We start from the raw sequence: 24,144 nt of genomic DNA on the forward strand, positions 1-24,144 counted from the left end.
AGGGGATTTTGGGTTTGCTAAACATATGACTAAAATTTAACTTGATTTTTTTCTTTTACTTTTTACATTTCGGTAAAACAAAGCAGCACTCAGCGGCATAACACCAAACCACTTATTCATAAATGGCTCTTTTTCAGCACGGCGTTGTTCTTTCTTTTGTTTTCGATCTTCTTTTGGAGCATCCATATACGACACAAACTGCTGCGTCACAAAGCGAACATAATCATTAGTAGACATATTATCATCACCTCTACTTGATTAGTATGTCCACTTTTTTATACATTAATCTTTTCCTTTAATTCATTTATAATTTGCTTTACAGACTTATTTGTCGTATCAATATGAATATGAGCCTCTTCATAATAAGCTCGGCGTGATTCAAATTTCTTTACGAATGCATCTATATCTTTCTTTTGAAATAGTGGACGTGTCGTATCTTCACGAAGCCTTTCTGCAATTACATGCGGATCACAATATAAATACACGACAGTTCCGTTCTCTTTCATCCACTTGCGATTTTCCGCTCGTTCAATAATTCCCCCACCAGTTGTAATAATAACATTATGGACTGGTAGCGCACGTAACATTTCGCTTTCATATTCCCGAAAAGCCATTTCGCCTTCTTCGGCAAAAATTTTTCGAATTGCCTTCTCTTGCTTCTCTTCGATTTTTTGATCAGTATCTACAACATCCATTTGAAGTTCTTTACTTAACGCTTTTCCAATTGTTGTTTTCCCTGCTCCCATGTAGCCGGTTATGTATATAGATTTCATTTCTTGTCCTCTCAATCGTCATTTATTAATTGTTATTATAACGAAAGATGCTACTTTGTTTAATAAAAAAACGTTTTGTTCTTATACTATGAAGAACAAAACGTAACACTCGCTTTTACTTATAAGTGCCTCTTCTCACCCACTGCGTTGCAATCCATTTCTCGCCTTTCGTTACAGGTGCCCCTCCGTGTAACGTAAGCTCGTTTAATGATTGATCTTGATAAAAATACTCAAAGTATACTGCCATTCCCTTTCTAGGGTGTACAGAAAGATTTAATTTTGGGAAGTACGTTTCTCCGCCTTCTTCTACATCATTTAAATACATTACAAGCGTACTAATACGATTGTTAGCAGCTGATCTACTATGTTCCGCAAAATAATCATAGTGTGCTTTATATTGTTGATCCACTTCATAATTTAAAATGTGCAAGCCTTCTCCGTGCGCCACCGGAACATTCATGATAGATGAAATTCGTTTTTCAATCTTTGAAGTAAGTTCATTGTCTTCCAAAAATGCACCGCTACTTGTTCGAATATCATTTACATCACGTGATGAACCAATTTTAGAACGCTCCATTTTATTTTTAGACATTTCAATCAATTCATCACACTCTTCATCACTTAGTACATTTGCTAATACGACAATAAGAGGTTCTTCGAATTTTGAAATAATGTGTATTTCTCTATCTTCTGTCATAATCGTATTTCCTTTATGATCAAAAATAGTTTGTTCCTTATTTTCACCTATTTGATTGTTGTTTGTCATTTCCCTATTCTCCCTAAAAATAATGATTGGATAGCATGAATATATCATATTCTTTCTACCTTTCTCTTTTTTGAGAAAATTTAAACTTTTAATCATTATATTTATCCATTTCTTCTAAAAAATCAATTCAATTTACAATAGGAAATCCTGGTTTATCTATATATACATTTTACATATTATCCTTCTATCCAATCAACTATTTTCCCATCCTTTTTTCTATACCGAAAACTCACCGTATAGAAAGCTTCCTGTTTGAGTGTACACTGCAAAGCAACGAGAATTAAATCATTTTCAAAGACATAATTTCCACTCGCTTCTCCCTTTTCATACTGAAAGAAAAATGTACCTTCTTTTTCTTTTTGCTGTAAGTCTTTTTTTATATCTGTAATAGATCGGTTAAGTAATTCATCCAATAAAAATTTTTGTTCTATTCCTATATAAAAATTTTTATCTGTAAACAACATATTTGTTTCGTATATAAAAAAAGAAGTTAATAAAATAAGAAAGATAATCGTTCCAGGCATTGTAAATCCCTTTTGCTTTCTCATACGTTTATTCCTATTTCGCTATATCGCATAACTACACCTTCATATATTTTCCCACTAGTATCTTTCACATTTATAATGAGTACATGAGGTGTTAGTTTGTAAGAAACCGTTCCAATATTTTGTAAAACAACTTCCCTCCCGCGCCTATTTACCTTTCTTATAAGACGACTATTCTCTTTTTCATACGATACTTCACTCCCATTACGCGATCGGAATTGTAAAATACTTTCTCCATTTTCAAATGCTAGCTGTTCTCCAGATGATACTTCACGAAACTCCAATTGCATTTGCCCTAAATATACATCCCACTCCCAATCATTTAACCCTTTCGACTGTTTATTTTCCATTTCAATGAAATGTAGGCGGGGAAAGAGCAAAAAAAATATTGATAATAGAAACAGACATACAATCATTTCTATTAATGAAAAACCAAATTCTAATTTATTTTTTCTCCTACATAAAAGCATTGTTCCATCATTCTGTCTTTCACATCTTTCCACATGGTACAAACTTCATTGCCTCCCCAATATGTGTAATACACAATTCCATTTATATTCTTTTCTATTATTCGCTTTTCTTCATTTCCATACATATATATAGCTGCTTCTTTTTTTAATAATCCAGTTGCCTTATAACGAATTTGTATATTTTTTCTTTCTTGCATAACTAATACTGTTTGCGGTAGTAGTAACGATACAGCCATCATTAAAACACTTAACGATACAATCATTTCAGCCATTATGGATCCTTTTTGACATTTCACGATACGTAAATCTCCCTCTTCCAAGCTGAAATACAATTTCATATTTATAATTTCTATACGAAATTATAATCGTACCACCTCTATTAATATTTCCACTTGGGTTATATGTCATCGGATTTGGAAACGTATGCAAATCAATTTGTATATCTTCTTCATACTCTCGCTTGACGATATAATACTTTGTACCTGACTCTTTTATAGCATACATATTTCTATCTTTATGCCAACGTAATGTGTAGTGCTTTTGATGGTTTATCGCTAATTGCTGCATATACAAAATATCATTTGAAAACTGTCTCAAAAATTGTTCAACTTTTTGTCGCTCGTATAAGGAATGAACACTAAAATACGTAACTATACTTAATACAGAAATAACAAATAAAACGAGTAACATTTCTAAAAAAGTAAACCCTTGTTGTTTCACAATGCCCTAATTGATACTGTGCCATCATCTGATATATGAATAGATTCGCCATTCGGACACTTATCAGTTGTAATATACTTTTCATCTACCAGTTCTTTTAACGATGGAATTTTATTATGTTGTAATTGATATACTTGTATTTGCGCTTCTATAGATTTCACGTAAGCTGCACACCCTTTTCCTTGGACCGATGAACGCTGTGTAACTACATTTGGAATAATTAATAGTAATAATATAGTTATGACAACCATTACTAATAGCATCTCTAACAGAGTAAATCCTTCCTCATTCTGCATACAAATGCCCCCTAAATAGAATTCATCATTTGAAACATCGGCATAATCATCGCTAAATACATAAGGACAACGATTCCTCCAATACATGTAAATAAAATAGGCTGAATGATAACTAACATATGTTTAATTTTTCGTTCCATCTTTTCCATAATAAGATCGCTATAGTCACCTAATTCAATCCCTAAATTGCCATTTGCTTGTCCATGCGTAATAACATAAGAAAGTTCTTTCTCGTAATACCCACTTTTAGCAATGATAGATTGTAACTGTTCTCCTCCAATTAATTGTCTTTCAATCCGATTCGCTTCATATTGAAAGAACGGATGATATCTTTGCTCCATCATTATTGTTAAAGCTTCGCATACTGATAGTCCACCATTTAATAAACCACTCAACTGAGTAGCAAAATAATGTGAATGCTTTAAAATAAGAAATGTTTTGATGAGAGGAATACGAAGCATGATTTTTACCTGTCTAATATGTGGAAGTTTCCTAAAATACAACATGTATAAACTACATCCAATAATAACAGTTAAAATAGCGGTTAAAATAATGTATGGTAGCAGTTTTATTGCACTTAAAATGTGTTCTGTAAGTAGTGGTGTATTAGAACCGAACGAACTATAAACCATTTCAACCTGAGGTAATAAAATGAGGTTAAAAATAAAAAGCATGATTAGTAGAAAAAACATCAAGAACATAGGATACTGCATTATTTTCATCATGTCTCTCCTATACTTATCTTTCTTATAAAGAAGTACACTTCCTTGTTGCAAAGCAAAAGAAATATCACCATGTTGCTCGGCATAAAATAGATAACTTAACATGTCCTGATGAAACTTTAACTGATGAAAAGAATCGTGTAGACTTTTCCCATCTTTTAACCCCTCAATCATGCGCTGCAATTGTACTTTCTTTTCTACAGGTAATTGAAACTGTAAAAATTCTAATGCTTGTAAAAGAGAGTAGCCTTTTTCTAATAATTCTCCTAAACGTTTCAACAATACTACTTGATCACTTAAACTCCAAGTTTTCTTAAACATAAACATCTTCTTCTAAAAAACCTAAAGCATATCCTTTTCGTATTGACGATTCTAAAGTCTCATGTTTGTAAGTAACACATTCTCCATCTGCTTCTTTAAGTGCTTGTTTTAACTCATGTCCATATAGTAGCTCATAAATGCTTGCTTGCCTTACTTGCCTCATTGATTTACATAAAGTTGAGCACTTTCCTCTGCAAAACGGACACTTCAATTCGACAAGTCGCTGTGCAGCTACAGCCAATAAAGACTGTTCAATCTCTTGCCTCGTTATACCATAATCCATGAAACGAATGATTGCTCCTTTCGCATCATTCGTATGCAGCGTTGTCATTACTAAATGTCCTGTCAAACTTGCTCTTATAGCTATTTTTGCTGTTTCCTCATCCCGGATTTCACCGACTAAAATAATATCTGGATCATGACGTAAAATAGCCTTTAATCCTGTTTCATATGTGAGACCCGCTTTTTCATTTATTTGAATTTGTAATACATCGTCACTTCTTTTTTCAACCGGATCTTCAAGTGTAATGATGCGACGTGTTTTCTTTTTTCTAATTACTTCTAATAATGCATACATTGTCGTCGTCTTCCCAGATCCAGTCGGTCCAGTAAACACGAGTAGCCCCTGTGAATAGCGTAAAAACGAGAGTAGTTTTGCTGCCGTACTTGGAAATAACGAAAGATGTGATAAGGGCTGAACAGATGCTTGTAAATGAAGGCGAATAACGAGACTTTCTTGATATACTGTTGGAAGTGTTGAAAGGCGTAAATACACTTCTTGTCCATCAATTTGCAAATACAGCGAACCATTCTGTGGCTTCCGTTTCTCTCCTATGTCCATAGATGCTAAAAATTTGAAATGTGAGACAAGTTTTTCTCCAAACTCCTTTTCAATACACTGGCTCGTCATTAAATCTTTTCCTATACGTAGTTGCACCGCTACATCCTTCTGCCGGGGCACAATATGTAAATCTGACGCTTGTACCCTACACGCTTCTTTTAAAATTGTATTCGCGAAAATTTCAATCCCATTCATCACTTTTCCCTCCTCACTATGTATATAGCATGAAAACATTCGCAATAAAAATTTGGACTTTTGTATTTTCAATAGAGGAAAAAGGAAAAATATGTTTGTGAAATTATGAACAATTTCCGAATTATTGTCTGAAATTACCTATACTCATGTTTATCTGTATTATAATGTTATTATCTTGGATAAAGTGATAAAGGTGGAGATCCTCATGGAACAAGCTTTAAAAATTACAGGTGTATTATCTGACCCAACTCGTTATTACATTTATAAATATATTTCGCAAAAACATAGTTACGTAACGGTACAAGAAATTGCAGATGAGTTTGACATTCATCCAAACGTAGCGCGTTTACATTTATCTAAATTAGAAGATGTTCATATGCTAAAATCGGAAACGAAGAAAACTGGAAAAGGCGGACGACCGAGCAGATTGTATGTCTTATCTGAAGATGTTATCCAATTACAATTTCCATTCCGTGATTATCAATTGTTAGCAAGAATCGCATTTAATTCTTTACTTAGCCTTGGCGCTGCTGGTGAGAAAGCGCTATACGAAACAGGAAAACAATTCGGAGCTGAATTAATGCAACAACATATGCAACGTTTAAATGTGAGTGAAGATGCTTTAACAGTGGAACAAAAAGTTCAAATTGCAAAAGAAGCTTTCTCAACAGCTGGCTTATCACCTGCATTTGAATTAAGTGCAGATGGAACAAAAATTTTCTATGATGTACACAATTGTCCATTTAAAGAAGTTGCTGTTCATCATCCAACTGAAATTTGTAACATGCACGGAGATATGATGAAAGGAATTTTTGAAATCCTATTCCCTAACATGGAATTAACTCGACATGATAGTCTATTAGATGGATGTAAATCTTGTAATTATAAACTAACAATTTAATTTCTCATATAAAAAGAAGCCAATAATAATTGGCTTCTTTTTATATGAACGAATATTTACAATAGTAAGAAAAATAAACTATAATGAAAAGAGGTTTTATTTTTTCTAGAAAAGGAGGGAAATGGCATGGATCGCATGTTTCGCGTTCTCGGCTTTTGGACTGGAATTTTCTCGGTTATGTTTTACGTAGGAGATATGCAACAGGCTGCACTACTATTTTTAGGACAAACAGGTTTCTTCGTACTCTTAAGCTATTTAAAATTGACAGAGCGTATGTATATATACGTATTCGGGGCATATTTAACTGTTTTCTTCATAGGATTTACATACTACACGACATTTTTACTTGTCCCTGGGGCTGGACATTAAAAGATGGCATTTTGCCATCTTTTTTTTAATCCCGGAATTTCCTAGTTGACTTATAGGTTTTATTGCCTTATATTCTATATAACAGATTGGAATTAGGGGGAATCAACATGAATACACTGCTTGTCGGAATTAACGTTGCAGTCATGCTCATTTTAGTTGGCGTATTATATTATATGCAACGTAAGCATGTATCTTTTAATAAACGTGTATTTACTGCTTTAGGAGTCGGAATTATATTCGGTCTTATATTACAATTTATTTATGAACCAACTTCTAAAATAATTATTGAATCAAATACTTGGTTTGGCTTAATCGGTAACGGTTATGTGAAATTACTTCAAATGATCGTTATGCCACTTATTTTAGTATCTATTATTTCAGCCTTTACAAAATTACAGTTAACGAAAAACCTTGGTAAAATCAGTGGTCTTATTATCGGAATTTTAATTCTTACTACAGGAATCGCTGCAGCTGTCGGTATCGCTGCAAGTGCAGGATTTGATGTATCTGCAGCAGGCTTGCAACAAGGTGATGCAGAATCTGCTCGTCTGAAACTAGTTGAAGAAAGATTTACTTCTATTGAAAAGACAACAATTCCAGATAAATTATTAGAGCTATTGCCTACAAATCCGTTTCTTGATTTAACAGGCGCTCGTCCAACATCAACAATTTCTGTCGTAATATTTGCAGCCTTTATCGGCATTGCCTTTATAGGTGTAAAACGAAAATATCCAGAACAAGCAGAACTATTTAAGAAAATGCTTGATGCTGTATATGCAATCGTAATGCGTATGGTAACATTAATTTTACGCCTTACTCCATACGGCGTATTAGCTCTTATGGCAAAAACAGTTGCTGGTAGCGATATAAATGCTATTTTAAAACTTGGTAACTTCGTGTTAGCCTCTTACGTAGCACTTATCGTAATGTTTATCATTCACTTATTATTAATTGCATTGTCTGGTTTAAATCCAATTCAATATTTGAAAAAAGTGTTCCCTGTACTAACTTTTGCATTCACATCTCGCTCTAGTGCTGGTGCGATGCCATTAAATATTGAAGCTCAAAAAGAAAAGCTTGGTATTTCCGAAGGAATTGCAAACTTCGCAGCTTCATTTGGGGTATCTATCGGACAAAACGGTTGCGCAGGTATTTATCCAGCAATGCTTGCAATGATGGTCGCTCCAACTGTAGGAATTGATCCATTACAACCACAATTTATTTTAACTTTAATCGCTGTTGTTGCTATTAGCTCATTCGGTGTTGCCGGAGTTGGTGGCGGCGCAACATTCGCAGCTTTAATCGTACTATCTACAATGAACTTACCAATCGGTATTGTTGCTCTAGTTATCTCGGTTGAGCCATTAATCGATATGGGGCGTACAGCTCTTAACGTAAGTGGTTCTATGACAGCAGGTCTTATTTCAAGTAAATGGCTTGGTGAATTAGATCAAGATACGTACAATCAAGATGATACAAAAACTGGTGAAATTGCTTCATAATGAAAAAAAGACGCTAACATACAATTGTTAGCGTCTTTTTTATTCCGTTCCCTCTTTATAGATTTTATCTTGAGAATTCTTACTCCAAGTATTCTTCTAGTTGCTCTTTTAACTCCTCCTCAATCTCATAACAAGATTCATCAACAAGTTCCCCTACTTTCTTACTCCCAAAAATGTTTGATTGAATTGACATTCCTAAAAAGATTCTTTCGCATTTCCAAATTGGAATATAGTGAAATTCAATCATCTCTTTTTCTTCATCTAATATAGCTATGGCAACTGATGAATAATAACCCACCTCAAAGGGATTCTCTTTTTCTCTTGCAAATCCCATATCTAATTCCATGTGTTTTTCTATGTATAAATGCGCATACTCTTTATGCAGTTTAAGTGATATTCGCTCTATTTCCTTCTCCATACATTGAATGTTCTCTTTTAACTCCAACGTAAACTCCTGTTCTTTATATTTCATTTTCGCCTCCTGAAACATAGAAAAAGAGAATATGATAACATATCCTCTTTCCTCAAATATATTTCATTATCTCACAGCCCGTCCTTTTCACAAATAACCATTTTGTTCGCACCATTTATGAAATTGTCCTACGTCTACTCCAACTAACACGATATCCTTTAGCTCTACATCAATGATTTGTTCTCCAATTACAATAGCAAACTGCGATGCTAATTTTGTCTCGTTTTTCTTTACAATTCCAATTCGGTTCCGATGCGGTCCATCTTTTATATATGCTTTTTGTCCTACAATATCAAAGTTCAAAATTCTCACCTCTTTTACTGCGCTCAAATTGGAAATACGATCTCCACCTCGGAAAATTTCCTTTCATTGCACTATTTCTCTATATATATGACGAAACAATAAAAGAGTCCTTCCTTCTTTACAATTATTTTTTCTTTGTTTCATTTTTGTGATTGAAACGTAAAGTTTATAATAAAATACACTTGGAAGCGCTTTCTATGTAATTTTTTATGTTATAATATATAAGTAGAACTTCGTAAAGAGGGTTAAAAAATGAATACAAAAATGATTAAAAAAGTAATTGAAGCATTAAAAGTATATGGCTTTCAGGATGTATCATTCTGTGACAAAACGAAGCAATTTTTATTTCATAACGAAACCGATATTATGAGCGGCTATGCAGAAATAACATATAGTAGTCAATTTGAAAAATTCAACGTACAAATTCATCCAATTGAAACGCATCACCAAGCAGAGTTACAAGAGATTGAAAGACATATACAAGCTTGTATAAGAAAAGTGGAATATTTAAACGCACTTCTTACCGGGCAGACAAAACTAGATGATAAAATTATTATTATGTAAAAAAAGAACGTGATCCAATCACGTTCTTTTTTCATTATACGTTCATCTTTTCCTTTAGTTGTAATCCTGTAACAGATTCTAATACATCCATCGATTCTCCAAATGTCATATCAAAAATTGTCTTGTCCTCTATGTATGGAAACTGTCTGAAACGCTTTTCTAACACCTTCACAGCATCTGATGTAAAGTTTGCACTATCAATGCCAAATTCTGTTTCAAGAAGAACGATCCAATCTAGCACATGAAAACCTAATCCATTGACGAATGAAATAAGTTTTTCTTCTGGGTTTGAAGATAAGAATACTTGGCGTTCTATCTCACTAAAAAGTTCTTCTCCTAAGATTTCAGCTAACTCATCATCATGTTCACGTTCAACAAGTTCTTCGTAGCCGTAATCATCCACAAGCTCTTCTACTTCTTCACTATCCTGACAAAGCAATTGACTAAGAAGTGCCTCTTTCTTAAATTCACTATTTTGTACGACTTCTAAAAAGCTCGTTTCCCATCCATTTTCTAATTTCATATTATGTACTCCTTTATATACGTTTCTTATCATCACTGTACCCAAAAGATCACTTTTATAACCTTTTAGGTAGTTACTATTATTTCACATGATTCATAACAAAAGATGCAAACTCAGCTACATCTCCTTCAAAAATATTTATTTCTGGCAAGTGATAGAACGTTGTTTGGAGCGGGTTTCCTGCATGATATACATATATCGTTTTCTCTAGTGCAATCGCCATTCCAAACTCTGTATGGCTCCCGTTTCCACCATCTAATATAAGTAAAAATACATCCGCTTCTTTTACAGCATTTCGTTCTGCCTGACCAATTTCTCTTAATTGTTCTTCATTCGCTGCTCTTTCATTTTTGGTCCAATCATATGTATGGTGCCATCCTGCATGTTTCAGTTCATTTGCTACGGAATGTACAAGATGTTTATTTTGGAAACCTGAGGCGATATAAAAATTCATTTATATACACTCCTTCATTGTGTATGGGGAAACTCCTTTTTAGCGTTATTTGTTATAGCTATAATAAAGAACAATTTCAAAAAAAATCCCCATCTTTAAAACTTATTTGCGTTTAAATGATGGGATGCTTCATGGTCTTCTTTTATTTTTTGTTTTTTATAACTTTCATCAGCTAACATTTCTAGTTCAGCTGTTATCTCTGACTTTTCAAGCTCTCTTTCTTGCGAAAATTTCCTTGAAATATAAACAATAACACTACCAACGTACAACACAAAGCATATAATAAGTGCAGTATTTTCATAGAGACTTAGCTCCAACACAGTCACTCCTAATCCATTCGTATTTTCACGCCTCATTAATTGGAATTTCCCTATTAACCCATTTGTTATCCCGCTATTTGAGGGCAGTAAGACTACCTCCTCAAAATTTAGTAACAGTAAAGAAGTTAGATGTGGGATGAACCCAACTGATTAAAGTTTCACTTTATTGTAACATAAAAATATCAATTCTTGGAATCTTTCACCCTACTAAAAGAGGCATGATTGTTTCATCATGCCTCTGAAATATTTTGAATGATTGTTTTAATTGCTTCTTTTCCATTATATTTTTTTAGTGCTGTTTTATACTTCTCATTATTTTGATTCAATTCTTCGACATACTTTATAAGAGATTTTACAGTTACATCTTCTTCATATAATACGGAGGCATACCCTTGCCTTTCAAAGGACTCTGCATTTAATATTTGATCTCCACGGCTTGCAAATTTCGATAATGGAATTAAAACCATCGGCTTTTGTAATGTTAAAAATTCAAAAATTGCGTTGGAGCCCGCGCGTGAAATAACAAAATCTGTTACCGCTAATATATCTGGCAGTTCTCCATGTACATATTCAAATTGTCTATATCCTTCTTTATTTTGTAAACTTTCATCAAGGTTACCTTTTCCGCAAAGGTGAACAATTTGATATTTTTTAAGAAGTTCTGGTAATGCTTCTCGAGCCGTATCATTAATTTTTTTCGCGCCCAAGCTGCCTCCCATAATCGTAATAACTGGCTTTTTACGTGAAAAACCTAAAAACGCTAAACCTTTTTCACGATTTCCCTTCAGCACTTCTTCACGTACAGGAGATCCCGTATATATTACTTTTTCTTTCGGTAAATGTTTCGCTGCTTCTTCAAATGTAACAAATATTTTCGAAGCAAAACGAAGCGCAATTTTATTTGCTAGTCCTGGTGTCATATCAGATTCATGTAATAAAACTGGTACTCTATTTAGCCATCCTCCAATTACGACTGGTACAGATACGAAACCGCCTTTTGAAAAAATTACATCTGGTTTTAGTTTTCGAATCCTTACATACGCATCCATAACACCCTTCATTACAAGAAAAGGATCTTTTATATTTTTCAAATCAAAATAACGACGTAGCTTTCCACTCGAAATACTATAGTAGGGAATGCCTTCCTTTTCTATAATCGTTTTCTCAATACCTTGATGAGAACCAATATAAGAGATATCCCAGTTGTCTTCCTGTAAATATGGGATAATGGCTAAATTAGGTGTTACATGTCCTGCCGAACCGCCACCTGTAAAGACTATTTTCTTCATACGTCTCCCCCTTCTAGACTATAATACACTAAAATATCTTGCCTCAGGGTGAGAAAATACCATAGCCGTTACGGACGCTTCTGGCTCCATCATGAATCCTTCTGTTAATGAAATACCTATTTCCTCTGGATGAATTAAGCGAAATAACTTTTCTTGATCTGCAAGTTCTGGACACGCCGGATAACCAAATGACACTCGTATTCCTCTATATTTCGTACGGAAACGTTCTTCCATCGTCAGTTCAGGTGAGTCCGGAATGCCCCAGCGGTCACGAATGAGCATATGTGTTTTTTCAGCAAGTCCTTCCGCTAATTCAAGCGCTAACGATTGAATGGCATGACTACGTAAGTAATCACCTTTCGCCTTCCACTCTTCAGCAATGTCCCGAACTCCTTCCCCAACCGTAACAGATAAGAAAGCAACATAGTCCATCTCATCTCCTATTGGGCGCAAATAATCACCTAAAGTACGATAGGGAGCCTTTCCTTGTCTAGGGAATGTGAAACGCTCTATAACACGCGTATGATCTTCTGGATCATATATTACAATGTTTTGTCCGTCGCTTTGCGCTGGGAAAAATTGATACACTGCTTTCGGCTTTAACCAAGATTGTCCTTCCTGCAATAATTCATCTATTAAATCATTTAATTCATGTGCTCTCTTATCTCCCTCTTTCAAAAGCTTCTTCACATTTCCTTTTAATCCAAGGTGATGCCCAAGTAGCATTTGTCTATTTAAAAATGGAGCGAGATGAAGGGCCGGAATATCGCGTAATACAATTCGTTTTGTTGAATCAGGCACGATAACTTCAGCCTTCGGTAATGGCTCAATTACTGCTGGAATTTCTACTTTCTTCTCCTCTTTTTTTACGATATGAAGATGACGTTCTTTTTTATCCTGTTTCATCTTCTCACGCTCTTCTTCTTTTTGAAGCTTATTAATAATATCGAGCCCCGTCATCGCATCACTCGCATAACAAACGAGCCCTTTATATGATGGTGAAATCCGATTATCTGTAAACTTTCTCGTTAACGCTGCACCACCTACAACAATGGGAACATCAATATTTGCTGCTTTTAAATCTTCAGCAGTCGTTACCATTTGTTGCGCTGATTTTACTAATAAACCGGAAAGCCCTATAATATCCGGCTTCTTTTCTTGTACTTCTTGAACAATTCGATCCGAACGTACATTAATTCCTAAATTAATAATCTCATATCCGTTATTTGCTAAAATAATTTCAACGAGATTTTTCCCAATATCATGCACGTCACCTTTTACAGTTGCTAATAATACTTTCCCTTTTTTCGCACTATCACTAGATTCCATATGTGGCTCTAAATAGCTTACAGCAGCTTTCATACTTTCAGCACTTTGCAATACTTCAGCAACAATAAGTTCATTATTATTAAATAGTCGTCCTACCTCATCCATCCCTGTCATAAGCGGACCGTTAATAATATCAAGAGGTTTTCTTCCTTCTTCAAGCGCAAGACTTAAATCCTCGTGTAATCCTTGTTTCGTACCTTCTACAATATAATTTGCTAGTCTTTCATCAAGCGTTAACGTTTCTTGCACAACGATATCTTTCTTTTTAGCAACTCGGTAAAAGTTTGTAAATTCTTCTAACGTCTCTTTCGTCGTTTCAAACAGTAGTGCATCTGCAAGGCGTTTTTCTTCCTCTGGAATCGACGCATAGCGTTCTAATTTTTCCGTATTCACAATCGCGTAATCTAACCCTGCTTTCGTAGCATGATATAAAAAGACTGAATTTAATACCTCACGTCCAGCCGGTGGTAAACCAAATGATATGTTACTTACCCCTAAAATCGTTAAACACTCTGGTAACGCTTCTTTAATAAGGCGAATTCCTTCTATAGTCGCTGCTGCTGAACCAATATATTCTTCATCACCTGTCCCTACCGGAAACACAAGTGCATCAAAAATAATATCTGACGGGCGTATCCCATACTTCTTTGTAAGTAATTCATAGCTTCTTTTCGCAATTTCTATCTTTCGCTCCGCACTAACCGCCATACCGTCTTCATCAATTGTTCCTACAACTATAGCAGCACCATACTTCTGAAGAAGCGGTGTCACTTTTTTAAATCGTTCTTCTCCATCTTCTAAATTAATTGAATTAATAACAGCTTTTCCTTGAATATAAGTAAGAGCTCGCTCCATCACATTTTCATCTGTTGAATCAATCATAATCGGTACTTTTAAAACTTTCGTAACTTCTGCTAAGAAGTTTTCCATATCTTCTATTTCATCGCGATCAGGATCTGCCATACAAATATCAATAATATGAGCATTTTTCTTCACTTGCGCTCTTGCCACTTCAGCAGCCTCTTCAAATTTCCCTTCTGCTACTAATCGTTTAAATTTACGTGACCCAATAACATTCGTTCTTTCACCTACAAATAACGGTCTCATAGACTCATCATATTGCAGTGCTTCTAATCCACTAATTCCATGTCCTTCTCTCTCATGATGGTCACGAGGCTTAAGAGATGCTAGCGCGGATTTCATTGCTTTTATATGTTCTGGTGTCGTGCCACAACAACCACCAATAATATTAACCCACCCTTCTTCAGCAAATCGCTTCACCTTTTCAGCAAGAGAAGATGGAGATTCATGATAATGTCCATCTTCATCAGGAAGACCTGCATTTGGATAACAAGAAATGTAACACTCCGATAAATCAGATAGTGAACGAATATGGTCCCTCATAAACTCCGGACCAGTCGCACAGTTTAACCCAACAGATAATGGTTTCATATGTTCTACTGATAAATAAAAAGCTTCAATTGTTTGCCCAGCCAGAGTCGTTCCCATTGGCTCAATCGTACCTGAAATCATAATAGGAACCGTTTTTTTCAGTTCTTCAAAAGCAGCTTGAATTCCAATATAAGCTGCTTTCACGTTACGCATATCTTGACTCGTCTCAACGAGTAATACATCAACTTCTCCTTTTAATAATCCTCGTGCCTGCCTTGTATAAGCCTCAATCAATTCTTCAAAAGTCACACCACCAGTAACACTAATTGCTTTCGTTGTTGGTCCCATCGCTCCCGCAACATATACTTCATTCCCGCTTTCTTTAACAGCTTGCTTCGCCAAAAGTGCTGCCTTTTCATTTAGTTCTTCATCTAAATGAGACAGCTCATAATCACTTAGTACAATATTCGTTGCCCCAAATGTATTTGTTTCAATAATATCCGCTCCAGCTTCAATATAAGCTTTATGAATCTTTAAAATAACGTCTGGTCTTGTTTCCACTAAATATTCATTACAGCCCTCGTACTCTTCTCCTCCGAAATCTTCAGCAGTTAAATCCTCTTGCTGAATCATTGTCCCCATTGCACCATCTAATATTAAAATGCTATTTTTCAATTTTTCTTCTATACACTTCATCAATTAATACCTTCTTTCACTTCTTGCTTTTCTCTTACATATTTAACAAGATGTTCTGTAATTTCATACTTTAAAAATGGTGTAATAAGATAAATACCATTAAAATATTTCATCGCTGCGTCGACCAATTCTTGTGAAATGCGAATCCCTTCCTCAATTGCTGCCTCTTTCGTTTCATGTCCATCCATTCTCTCTCTTATTTCTTCAGGAAGAGTAATACCCGGCACCTCAAAATGAAGAAAATCTGCATTCCGCTTACTTACTAACGGCATAATTCCAATAAAAATAGGTTGTTCCAAATGCTTTGTCGCTTCATACACTTCTTCAATTAACTTGATATCGTAAATTGGCTGAGTTAAAAAATACTCCGCTCCAGCATCTATTTTTCGTTCCATTCGCTTAACTGCTGCTTTTAAGTGCCTCACGTGAGGATTAAATGCGCCGCCTACAGAAAACCTTGTCGCCGGTCCAATTGATTTCCCTAAAATTGAACGTCCATCGTTCATTTCTTTAATCATTTTAATAAGCTCAATAGAGGATAAATCATATACAGAAGTGGCACCGGGAAAATCACCAACGCGCGCTGGATCACCAGTTAAAGCTAACACTTCTTCCATCCCTAACGCCGATAAACCTAACAAATGAGATTGTAGTCCAATGACGTTATGATCTCTACACGTTAAATGCGTCAATACTGGGATATCATGCTTCGTTAATAACGCACCCATCGCCATATTAGAGACACGAGGCGATGCTAATGAATTATCTGCTAGAGTAATAGCATCTGCTCCCGCTCTTTTTAACGCTCTTGCTCCTTCAAAAAAACGCTGTGTATCTAACGTTTTCGGTGGATCTAATTCCACTACAACTGTCGTTTGTTTTTTTGCTTTCTCTGCTAGAGTGACGTGAGCCTTCGAACGTTTCTCATGCGTATGAACGACTTTTGGCCTTTGAATCGTTTCTTTTTCTATTACAGGGGTAATATTCGCAACAGCGCGCTTCATACTTTGAATATGTTCTGGAGTCGTACCACAACAGCCACCCAATAACCGAATACCTTGCTCAATAAATTTCGGTGTCATTGCTTCAAAATAAGCTGGACTTCCCTCATATACGTAACGTCCCTCTACATAATTCGGGAGACCTGCATTTGGGTATGCTGATAAATAGCCATTTTGCGGAATCGATATCATTTTGAAAGCTTCCGTCATATGAAGCGGCCCCAGTTGACAATTCAATCCAACAACATTTGCACCGTAATCTATAAACTGCTTTAATATTTCATTGACATCATTTCCATTTTGAGTCGTACCTGCTTCATGTAACGCTAATTGCGCAACAATCGGAATATTCGTTTGCTTACGCAACACTTTAACAGCATGAAGTAATTCAAATTCATCATAAAAAGTTTCTAATAGTAATCCATCAACCTGTTCTTCTAGTAAAGCCCCCGCCTGTTCAAGTAACATAAACTCCCTTTCCATATCAGTCGTTGTAACAGCTCCGATATGTTTCATACCACCAATTGTTCCTAAAATTGCATTTTTATCTGTCACAGATGCTTTCGCCAATTTCACTGCCGCTCTATTAATTTTTGTAACTTGATTTTCTAAACCATACATACGTAATTTCGCCTCATTTGCTCCATACGTATTCGTTTGAATTACATCTGCTCCAGCAGCTACATATTGTTTATGAATGGATATAATTAGATCTGGATCAGATACGTTCAATTCTTCAAAGCTACTTTGCAAACCATGTGAATGCAATAACGTTCCAACCGCACCATCACCTATTACAATTCCTTTTGATAATAAATCTAGTAATTTCACGAATCTCCCTCATTTCTATCAATATAAAAACCCCCTCTTCACTTTGAAGAGGGGGACATAATTGTTCCTCCTCTTATTATGCAAAACATTCGTTTTGCAGGTATTAGCACCGTTTCAAACATTTCGTTTGAAGGTTGCCGGGTTTCACAGGGCCTTTCCCTCCACCGCTCTCAATAAGAGTTGTCTTTATTATTTTATTTATGTAGCTAAAAGGAAATGCGTTCCCCTTTTAACAATGTTTGTTAATTTTTTAATAAATTTAGCATGCACAAAATTAAAAGTCAATGACACTTGCGGAAAAATAAAAATTATTTAAAATAAAGTTGCAATTCAATTATCTTTTATTGTAAAGTTAAAAACATAATAAAAATTTCATACGAACATTCTTATCTAGAGAGGTAGAGGGACTGGCCCTGTGACGCCTCAGCAACCATTAACATTTTGTTAATAAGGTGCTAATTCCAGCAAATTGTGAAAGATTTGACAGATGAGAAGAAGACTCTATTCAAACCGAAAGCCTTCTTCTTAGAAGGCTTTTTTTATTTTATATTCACTTAATGTTTCAATTTAAAAAGGAGGAATTTTCACATGTCAACAATCGAAACAAAACTAGCACAAATCGGAAATCGTAGTGAAACTACAACTGGAACGGTTAATCCACCAGTTTATTTCTCAACCGCTTATCGCCACGAAGGAATTGGTAAATCTACTGGCTTTGACTATTCACGAACTGGCAATCCAACTCGCGGTCTTTTAGAACAGGCGATCGCAGACTTAGAATATGGCGAAAAAGGTTATGCCTGTAGTTCAGGGATGGCGGCTGTTCTCCTCGTCCTTTCTCTATTCCGCTCTGGAGACGAACTTATTGTATCTGAAGATTTATACGGGGGAACGTATCGATTATTTTCTGAGCATGAAAAAAAGTGGAATGTTCGATGTAGATACGTAAATACACAGTCTATTAAACAAATTGAGCAAGCTATCACAACTGAAACGAAGGCTATTTTCATAGAAACTCCAACTAATCCATTAATGCAAGTTACTGATATTGCTGCTGTCGCAACTGTAGCGAAAAGGCACGGACTACTTCTTATTGTAGACAACACATTCTACACACCTTATATACAGCAACCATTAACAGAAGGTGCTGACATTGTACTTCATAGCGCAACGAAATATTTAGGGGGACATAACGATGTACTAAGCGGGCTTGTCGTTGCAAAAGGAAAGGAACTTTGCGAGGAAATCGCTCATTATCATAATGCATCAGGTGCAGTTTTAAGCCCATTTGACTCATGGTTATTAATTCGCGGTATGAAAACGTTAGCGCTTCGCATGAGACAACATGAAGAAAATGCGAAAGCAGTTGTTGCGTATTTAAATGATGAAGACGGGGTGACAGATGTATTTTATCCAGGAAGAGGCGGCATGATTTCATTCCGCCTTAAAGATGAAGCTTGGATTAATCCATTCTTACAATCTTTATCCTTAATTACATTTGCCGAAAGTCTTGGTGGTGTAGAAAGTTTAATGACTTATCCAGCAACGCAAACACATGCTGATATTCCTGAAGAAATTAGAACAGCAAACGGCGTATGCAATCGTCTTCTTCGATTCTCAGTTGGCATTGAAAATAGTAACGATTTAATTCAAGACTTAAAGCAAGCCATTAAACTCGTAAAAGAAGGTGTAAGAATATGAGCTATTCTATAGATACACTCTTACTACACAACCAATATAAACATGACTCGCAAACAGGCGCTGTGAACGTTCCTATTTATAACACATCAACTTTTCACCAGTTTGATGTAGATACGTTCGGAAAATATGACTATAGCAGGTCAGGAAATCCAACTCGTGAAGCTCTTGAAGATATCATTGCTTTATTAGAAGGCGGAACAAAAGGATTCGCCTTTGCATCAGGCATTGCAGCGATTTCCACTGCATTCCTCCTTCTTTCACAAGGTGATCACGTACTCATTTCAGAAGATGTGTACGGAGGCACTTACCGAGTGATAACTGAGGTACTCTCCCGTTACGGTGTTTCACATACATTTGTTGATATGACCAATTTAGAAGAAATAAAACAAAACATGAAACCAAATACAAAGCTCTTTTATGTAGAAACACCTTCTAACCCACTTTTAAAAGTGACAGATATTCGCGAGGTTTCTAAACTCGCAAAATCTATTGGCGCTCTTACTTTTGTTGATAATACATTTTTGACACCACTATTCCAAAAACCACTTGAACTTGGAGCTGATGTCGTTCTTCATAGTGCTACAAAATTTATTGCTGGTCATAGTGATGTTACTGCCGGATTAGCAGTAGTAAAAGATGCAGAACTCGCTCAAAAGCTTGGATTTTTACAAAATGCATTCGGTGCTATTTTAGGACCTCAAGATTGTTCTCTCGTACTTCGCGGTCTAAAAACATTGCACGTACGCCTCGAGCATTCAGCTAAAAATGCCAATAAAATCGCACATTATTTACAAGAGCACGCTAAAGTACAAAATGTCTATTATCCGGGATTACAAACACATCTCGGATTTGATATTCAACAATCTCAAGCAACATCAGCTGGAGCGGTCTTATCGTTTACTTTGCAGTCAGAAGATGCACTCCGCCAATTTTTATCAAAAGTAAAATTACCTGTTTTTGCAGTTAGTTTAGGAGCTGTAGAGTCAATTCTTTCTTATCCAGCAAAAATGTCACATGCAGCACTGTCGCAAGAAGCTCGTGATGAAAGAGGAATCTCTAATTCATTACTTCGGTTATCAGTCGGTCTTGAAAATGTTAACGATTTAATATCCGATTTTGAAAATGCCCTTTCTTATGTAGAAGAACCTGTAAATGCATAGAGAAAAAGAAGATATGAGATTAGGTTTTCATATCTTCTTTTTCTGCGTTTTAGTTATATTCATTTGAATTTCTTCTTTTCTTATAGTCCATAAAAAAATAAAAGTATATCATCTATTTCTAAATAATGGATTAATTGATATATTAAGAAATAAAAAGGGGTGAAAATAATGGATATTTGTTCAGATATTTTAATCGTTATCGATTTACAAAATGGCGTATGTTATAGCGAGGAGCATTTATTTGATTTACAGAACTTACTAACAAAAGTAAATAAAAGAATTTATTCATACAGAAAATTAAATAAACCAATCCTTTTTGTTCAACATTGTGATGATGATTTAGTACCCGAGAAAGAACTTTGGGCTATTCATACCGATCTAGATGTTCAAGAACAAGATTTTTTTGTAAGAAAAACACATGCAAATTCATTTTATAAAACAAACTTAAAAGAAATTTTAGATCAATTATCTGTAAATTGCATTGAATTTTGTGGCGCCCAAACAGAGTACTGTATGGATGCTACGATTAAGTTTGCCCACGGACTAGGATACGAAAACTTTATGGTACAGAAAACAACCTCTACGTTGAATAATCCTTTTATGTCCGCAAAAGAGACAATTGATTTTTATGAGAACATATGGAATCACAGGTTTTTAACGTTGCTAAAAGATGAATTTTAGAATAAATGACTAATGACTTGATCATCCTAAGATTTATCAGCCGTAAGCAAATATTTCATTATCACCATAAAGAAGCGAATTACATTCAGCTTCTTTTCTTTTAACCTGTTTTATATTCTATATATATCATTATAATTCCTTTGTCATATTATTTTAAAAATTTCGTATATTCATTTGAAAGAATAAGAAAATCATGATAAAATTGTGTTACAAATATATCTATATCTTTCAATTTTTAAAACGCATCGAAATTTTCACCCAAAAATGTCATTTTACAAAAACATGCTAATTTACCTATTTTATTTACATCAGGGTCTCTTTTCTTACAATTTCTTTACTTTAGGACTTTTTTTCTGCAACAACTATTTTCTTTTCTTTAAATTTTTGGTATGTATAGTATGGTATAATAGCTCACACGGAGGTGGAAAAGAACATGTTAGAAACCTTTCAAAAAGAATTAGAACTATATGAAAGTAATGCAGAATTATTAAAAGTGCTAGCTCATCCTGTTCGTTTATGTATCGTAAAAGGATTAATCGAGCGCGGTCCAAGCAACGTTTCTACAATGTATACTGGCTTAAACATGCCACAATCTACAATTTCACAGCATTTAGCAAAATTAAAAAGCGCTAAAATCGTTTCTAGTGAAAGAAAAGGATTGGAAATTTATTACAAAGTAGAGAATGAAACAATCATTCAACTCGTTCGCGTATTATTAGGTTAGGGACTAATAATCGAAGAAAAAGAACGTATTCTATATTTTTCATCTCATATCTTTAATATAAATATATATCATGAGAGGAAATATATAATACTACATAAGTCGTATTAAAAAACAAGACACAGTATATACTGTGTCTTGTTTTTTATATTGTTACATATCGATCCAAATGTAAATGTTGCATATCTTTTGTATGTATAACAACATCAAATGCACTCCCTACTCCTCCATTCAAAATCATAGAACGAACGGCTCGATTTTGTTTTTGCGTTTCAGAAAAAGGATTCATATCTTGATGGCTCGTAAGCTGTTCTAATATCCCTGCAGCTAACAAGAACTCAGATTGTTTCTTATGCCATACTGCACTCATTCCTTGCATACTAAACATCTCCTTTAGCTCGTCCCAATGAATATGAGTAGTAAGATCCATTTCACCTGGATGCGCTAGTGGGTTACGTATTAGCTTATGCTGATAATACCCTCGCAAACTTCCTTCACGGTGTGCTGGATGCATCCATTCTTCTTTTGTGTATCCGTAATCAACTGTAATACATATACCTTTTTGAAACCATTTCGCAATTTCTTTTATATACTCCTCCATCACAATTGGTACTTCAAAACGTTGCCCTTCAGCAATATAAATATTATATTTCAATAAATAGCGACCAATTCTTTTATCTAACGGCCTACATACTTCTGAAAGGTTTCCTTCCTCTGTATATGTAATACGTACTTCATACAACATACCATTTCTTTTCTCAATTATTTCAACAGGAAATGCATCAAACAACTCATTCGAAAAAAGAATTCCCTCGAAAGAATCTCCCATTTCACTATAGGAGGTATAGTACGATACATTAGAAAATGAGCCAAGGTGCTCCTGCTGTAATTTTCTATGAAAAGGGCTCACTTCAATCATTGAATAGTTTAAATCAATAAAGGTTTTTGGAGATAATTGCTTCCATTCTTGTAAAACATCATAGGCAAACTTCCCTGTTCCTCCGCCAATTTCACAAATATTCGGAGCAACTTCACCATTTTCAACAAGACGAATAAAAAGTTTAGCAAAAGTTTTTGCAAACACAGAGGATACGTTGCTACTTGTAAAAAAATCCCCTTGTCTTCCAATCTTTTCACGTTCTTTCATATAATATCCATGACCTTCTGTATACAATACAAGGTTCATATACGTACTATATGAAATTGAATAATCCTTTTCTTTCCCCATCCATTCTCTTAAAATGAGCTCCATTCCCATAATGACTCCTTATTGTAAAAACGGATTATTTTCTTTTTCAAAGCCAATGCTTGTTTCTGGACCATGTCCACATAAAACCGCTGTTTCATCTGGTAATACAAATAATTTCTCTTCAATACTTCCAATTAATTCAGCGAAACTTCCACCAGGTAAATCTGTTCTTCCAATGCTCATTTGGAACAATACATCTCCTGAGAATACAGCATTCGCCTCTTTACTATAATAAGAAATACTTCCTGGAGAATGTCCTGGTGTCTCAAAAATTTCAAAATTAAATGATCCAATTGTTAATGTACCTTCTGCATCAATAATATGATCCGCTGGTTTTGCTGTAATACTGCGGTTCATCATAAAAATTTGAGAGCCGTTTACAGTTGCATCTCCTAACCAATCTGCTTCTTCTTTATGTACGTACACAGGAATATGAAAAGTGTCTCTTACCGCATCAACAGCACCGATATGATCAAAGTGAGCATGTGTTAATAAAACAGCTAATGGTTTTAATTGTTCTTCTTGTAAATATGTAACGAGCTTTTCACCTTCATGACCAGGGTCAAAGATAATGCACTCTTTTTGATCGTTCATTAAAATATAAGCATTTGTTTGTAATGGGCCTAACGGCATTTGTATCCATTTCATATGAAAATCTCCTCCAGTTATTAAACTTACTTTTAATGATACAACATTTCTTTCTCTGAGGAAAAGAAAGGATGCTATCTCGACAATCATTTTTAAAACATGTACAATATAAAAGAGTAAATATTCCAAAAACTCATAATAAGAAATGGGTAGACAGAGGAGGATATTGTATGGGCCTTGTTATTATTTTTACACTTGTCACTCTGTTAGCTGTATTTGCTACGCTTAGAACACTTCGTGAAAAAAACTTTTTCGCGAGCGGCTTTGCAATTGCAACTGTACTCGTTTTCGGATGGTTTACGATCATGACTGTTCTATATAACGGGTATCCACCAGCAGCTTAATTCGTTTACACTTTATTCTTCATCGAGATTTCACACAAAAAGAGG

General features: G+C 34.9%; 29 protein-coding genes and 2 riboswitches. Of the genes, 9 read left to right on the forward strand and 20 right to left on the reverse strand.

Annotated features, from left to right (window positions below; genetic code table 11):
* Positions 1 to 36: 36 nt before the first annotated feature.
* The 10 genes from N2V80_RS21200 to comGA all read right to left on the reverse strand — a co-directional run bounded on the left by N2V80_RS21200 (position 37) and on the right by comGA (position 5,649).
* Positions 37 to 237, reverse strand: a complete 201-nt coding sequence (locus N2V80_RS21200; protein WP_000106083.1) for a YqzE family protein — start codon at positions 235 to 237, stop codon at positions 37 to 39.
* Positions 238 to 275: 38 nt separating this feature from the next.
* Complete coding sequence (locus N2V80_RS21205; RefSeq protein ID WP_061654475.1) at positions 276 to 773, reverse strand: shikimate kinase; 498 nt, start codon at positions 771 to 773, stop codon at positions 276 to 278.
* A 115-nt stretch (positions 774 to 888) separates the two neighbouring features.
* Complete coding sequence (locus N2V80_RS21210; RefSeq protein WP_000183860.1) at positions 889 to 1,539, reverse strand: 2OG-Fe(II) oxygenase; 651 nt, start codon at positions 1,537 to 1,539, stop codon at positions 889 to 891.
* A gap of 176 nt (positions 1,540 to 1,715) precedes the next feature.
* Positions 1,716 to 2,087 (reverse strand): competence type IV pilus minor pilin ComGG, encoded by a 372-nt coding sequence (comGG, locus tag N2V80_RS21215; protein ID WP_001231273.1) that lies wholly within the window; start codon positions 2,085 to 2,087, stop codon positions 1,716 to 1,718.
* On the reverse strand, positions 2,084 to 2,554 hold the full coding sequence (gene comGF, locus N2V80_RS21220; RefSeq protein WP_000923099.1) for a competence type IV pilus minor pilin ComGF: 471 nt from the start codon (positions 2,552 to 2,554) through the stop codon (positions 2,084 to 2,086). Before comGF ends, comGG begins: the two co-directional genes overlap by 4 nt.
* Positions 2,524 to 2,826 carry a hypothetical protein gene (locus N2V80_RS21225; protein WP_000829473.1) on the reverse strand — a complete coding sequence of 101 codons (303 nt, stop codon included), beginning with the start codon at positions 2,824 to 2,826 and terminating at the stop codon, positions 2,524 to 2,526. The genes comGF and N2V80_RS21225 overlap by 31 nt, the downstream gene beginning before the upstream one ends.
* Complete coding sequence (comGD, locus tag N2V80_RS21230) at positions 2,819 to 3,274, reverse strand: competence type IV pilus minor pilin ComGD (RefSeq protein ID WP_000813142.1); 456 nt, start codon at positions 3,272 to 3,274, stop codon at positions 2,819 to 2,821. Before comGD ends, N2V80_RS21225 begins: the two co-directional genes overlap by 8 nt.
* Positions 3,271 to 3,570 carry a competence type IV pilus major pilin ComGC gene (gene comGC, locus N2V80_RS21235; protein ID WP_061654476.1) on the reverse strand — a complete coding sequence of 100 codons (300 nt, stop codon included), beginning with the start codon at positions 3,568 to 3,570 and terminating at the stop codon, positions 3,271 to 3,273. Before comGC ends, comGD begins: the two co-directional genes overlap by 4 nt.
* An 11-nt stretch (positions 3,571 to 3,581) precedes the next feature.
* On the reverse strand, positions 3,582 to 4,613 hold the full coding sequence (gene comGB / locus N2V80_RS21240) for a competence type IV pilus assembly protein ComGB (protein ID WP_000475192.1): 1,032 nt from the start codon (positions 4,611 to 4,613) through the stop codon (positions 3,582 to 3,584).
* Positions 4,606 to 5,649 (reverse strand): competence type IV pilus ATPase ComGA, encoded by a 1,044-nt coding sequence (gene comGA, locus N2V80_RS21245; RefSeq protein WP_001013185.1) that lies wholly within the window; start codon positions 5,647 to 5,649, stop codon positions 4,606 to 4,608. Before comGA ends, comGB begins: the two co-directional genes overlap by 8 nt.
* Before the next feature lie 205 nt (positions 5,650 to 5,854).
* Between comGA and N2V80_RS21250 the strand changes: the two genes are divergently transcribed.
* From N2V80_RS21250 to N2V80_RS21260, 3 genes are all read left to right on the forward strand, one after another.
* A complete protein-coding gene (locus N2V80_RS21250; RefSeq protein WP_000434124.1) occupies positions 5,855 to 6,550 on the forward strand; it encodes a helix-turn-helix transcriptional regulator in 696 nt (231 codons plus the stop codon).
* A 126-nt stretch (positions 6,551 to 6,676) separates the two neighbouring features.
* Entirely contained in the window at positions 6,677 to 6,919 is a 243-nt protein-coding gene (locus tag N2V80_RS21255) for a DUF2626 domain-containing protein (protein WP_000375619.1), read from the forward strand.
* Between the two features lie 107 nt (positions 6,920 to 7,026).
* Positions 7,027 to 8,421, forward strand: coding sequence for an L-cystine transporter (locus N2V80_RS21260; protein ID WP_001094331.1), 1,395 nt, complete (start codon positions 7,027 to 7,029; stop codon positions 8,419 to 8,421).
* Between the two features lie 79 nt (positions 8,422 to 8,500).
* On the opposite strand, the gene N2V80_RS21265 is transcribed toward N2V80_RS21260, so the two are convergent.
* Together N2V80_RS21265 and N2V80_RS21270 are read right to left on the reverse strand one after the other, a co-directional pair.
* Positions 8,501 to 8,893, reverse strand: a complete 393-nt coding sequence (locus tag N2V80_RS21265) for a hypothetical protein (protein ID WP_000875390.1) — start codon at positions 8,891 to 8,893, stop codon at positions 8,501 to 8,503.
* Positions 8,894 to 8,980: 87 nt separating this feature from the next.
* A complete protein-coding gene (locus N2V80_RS21270) occupies positions 8,981 to 9,196 on the reverse strand; it encodes a DUF3912 family protein (protein ID WP_001008326.1) in 216 nt (71 codons plus the stop codon).
* 252 nt (positions 9,197 to 9,448) lie between these two features.
* Between N2V80_RS21270 and N2V80_RS21275 the strand changes: the two genes are divergently transcribed.
* Positions 9,449 to 9,760, forward strand: coding sequence for a hypothetical protein (locus N2V80_RS21275; RefSeq protein WP_001093237.1), 312 nt, complete (start codon positions 9,449 to 9,451; stop codon positions 9,758 to 9,760).
* Positions 9,761 to 9,794: 34 nt separating this feature from the next.
* Here the strand turns inward: N2V80_RS21275 and N2V80_RS21280 are convergent, their stop codons facing one another.
* The 6 genes from N2V80_RS21280 to N2V80_RS21305 form a co-directional block, all read right to left on the reverse strand.
* On the reverse strand, positions 9,795 to 10,283 hold the full coding sequence (locus N2V80_RS21280; protein WP_000764261.1) for a hypothetical protein: 489 nt from the start codon (positions 10,281 to 10,283) through the stop codon (positions 9,795 to 9,797).
* A 79-nt stretch (positions 10,284 to 10,362) separates the two neighbouring features.
* Positions 10,363 to 10,737 carry a nucleoside 2-deoxyribosyltransferase gene (locus N2V80_RS21285; RefSeq protein ID WP_001012333.1) on the reverse strand — a complete coding sequence of 125 codons (375 nt, stop codon included), beginning with the start codon at positions 10,735 to 10,737 and terminating at the stop codon, positions 10,363 to 10,365.
* 95 nt (positions 10,738 to 10,832) lie between these two features.
* Positions 10,833 to 11,093 carry a DUF3966 domain-containing protein gene (locus tag N2V80_RS21290; RefSeq protein ID WP_001250699.1) on the reverse strand — a complete coding sequence of 87 codons (261 nt, stop codon included), beginning with the start codon at positions 11,091 to 11,093 and terminating at the stop codon, positions 10,833 to 10,835.
* A gap of 194 nt (positions 11,094 to 11,287) precedes the next feature.
* The gene (gene murG, locus N2V80_RS21295; protein ID WP_000724777.1) at positions 11,288 to 12,346 is read right to left on the reverse strand and encodes an undecaprenyldiphospho-muramoylpentapeptide beta-N-acetylglucosaminyltransferase; all 1,059 of its coding nucleotides are present in this window, start codon (positions 12,344 to 12,346) and stop codon (positions 11,288 to 11,290) included.
* Positions 12,347 to 12,364: 18 nt separating this feature from the next.
* Positions 12,365 to 15,763 (reverse strand): methionine synthase, encoded by a 3,399-nt coding sequence (gene metH / locus N2V80_RS21300; RefSeq protein ID WP_044584861.1) that lies wholly within the window; start codon positions 15,761 to 15,763, stop codon positions 12,365 to 12,367.
* The gene (locus N2V80_RS21305) at positions 15,763 to 17,595 is read right to left on the reverse strand and encodes a bifunctional homocysteine S-methyltransferase/methylenetetrahydrofolate reductase (RefSeq protein ID WP_000770360.1); all 1,833 of its coding nucleotides are present in this window, start codon (positions 17,593 to 17,595) and stop codon (positions 15,763 to 15,765) included. Before N2V80_RS21305 ends, metH begins: the two co-directional genes overlap by 1 nt.
* Before the next feature lie 70 nt (positions 17,596 to 17,665).
* Positions 17,666 to 17,775, reverse strand: a riboswitch (SAM riboswitch).
* Between the two features lie 203 nt (positions 17,776 to 17,978).
* Positions 17,979 to 18,089: riboswitch (SAM riboswitch) on the forward strand.
* A gap of 94 nt (positions 18,090 to 18,183) precedes the next feature.
* On the opposite strand from N2V80_RS21305, the gene metI reads away from it, so the two are divergent.
* From metI to N2V80_RS21325, 4 genes are all read left to right on the forward strand, one after another.
* Positions 18,184 to 19,296 carry a cystathionine gamma-synthase/O-acetylhomoserine thiolyase gene (gene metI / locus N2V80_RS21310; RefSeq protein ID WP_061654477.1) on the forward strand — a complete coding sequence of 371 codons (1,113 nt, stop codon included), beginning with the start codon at positions 18,184 to 18,186 and terminating at the stop codon, positions 19,294 to 19,296.
* The gene (gene metC / locus N2V80_RS21315) at positions 19,293 to 20,456 is read left to right on the forward strand and encodes a cystathionine beta-lyase (RefSeq protein WP_000122301.1); all 1,164 of its coding nucleotides are present in this window, start codon (positions 19,293 to 19,295) and stop codon (positions 20,454 to 20,456) included. Before metI ends, metC begins: the two co-directional genes overlap by 4 nt.
* A 168-nt stretch (positions 20,457 to 20,624) precedes the next feature.
* A complete protein-coding gene (locus N2V80_RS21320; RefSeq protein ID WP_000350341.1) occupies positions 20,625 to 21,137 on the forward strand; it encodes a cysteine hydrolase family protein in 513 nt (170 codons plus the stop codon).
* A gap of 433 nt (positions 21,138 to 21,570) precedes the next feature.
* A complete protein-coding gene (locus tag N2V80_RS21325; RefSeq protein ID WP_000894377.1) occupies positions 21,571 to 21,861 on the forward strand; it encodes an ArsR/SmtB family transcription factor in 291 nt (96 codons plus the stop codon).
* 142 nt (positions 21,862 to 22,003) lie between these two features.
* On the opposite strand, the gene N2V80_RS21330 is transcribed toward N2V80_RS21325, so the two are convergent.
* Together N2V80_RS21330 and N2V80_RS21335 are read right to left on the reverse strand one after the other, a co-directional pair.
* Positions 22,004 to 23,116 (reverse strand): class I SAM-dependent methyltransferase, encoded by a 1,113-nt coding sequence (locus N2V80_RS21330; RefSeq protein WP_061654478.1) that lies wholly within the window; start codon positions 23,114 to 23,116, stop codon positions 22,004 to 22,006.
* A 9-nt stretch (positions 23,117 to 23,125) separates the two neighbouring features.
* The gene (locus N2V80_RS21335; protein WP_000871233.1) at positions 23,126 to 23,755 is read right to left on the reverse strand and encodes an MBL fold metallo-hydrolase; all 630 of its coding nucleotides are present in this window, start codon (positions 23,753 to 23,755) and stop codon (positions 23,126 to 23,128) included.
* 170 nt (positions 23,756 to 23,925) lie between these two features.
* Here N2V80_RS21335 and N2V80_RS21340 point away from each other — a divergent pair, with 170 nt between their 5' ends.
* Entirely contained in the window at positions 23,926 to 24,099 is a 174-nt protein-coding gene (locus N2V80_RS21340) for a DUF2759 domain-containing protein (RefSeq protein ID WP_000524852.1), read from the forward strand.
* Positions 24,100 to 24,144 lie beyond the last annotated feature (45 nt).

Source organism: Bacillus sp. FSL W8-0640, assembly GCF_038007725.1.
GTDB classification, from domain to species: domain Bacteria; phylum Bacillota; class Bacilli; order Bacillales; family Bacillaceae_G; genus Bacillus_A; species Bacillus_A cereus.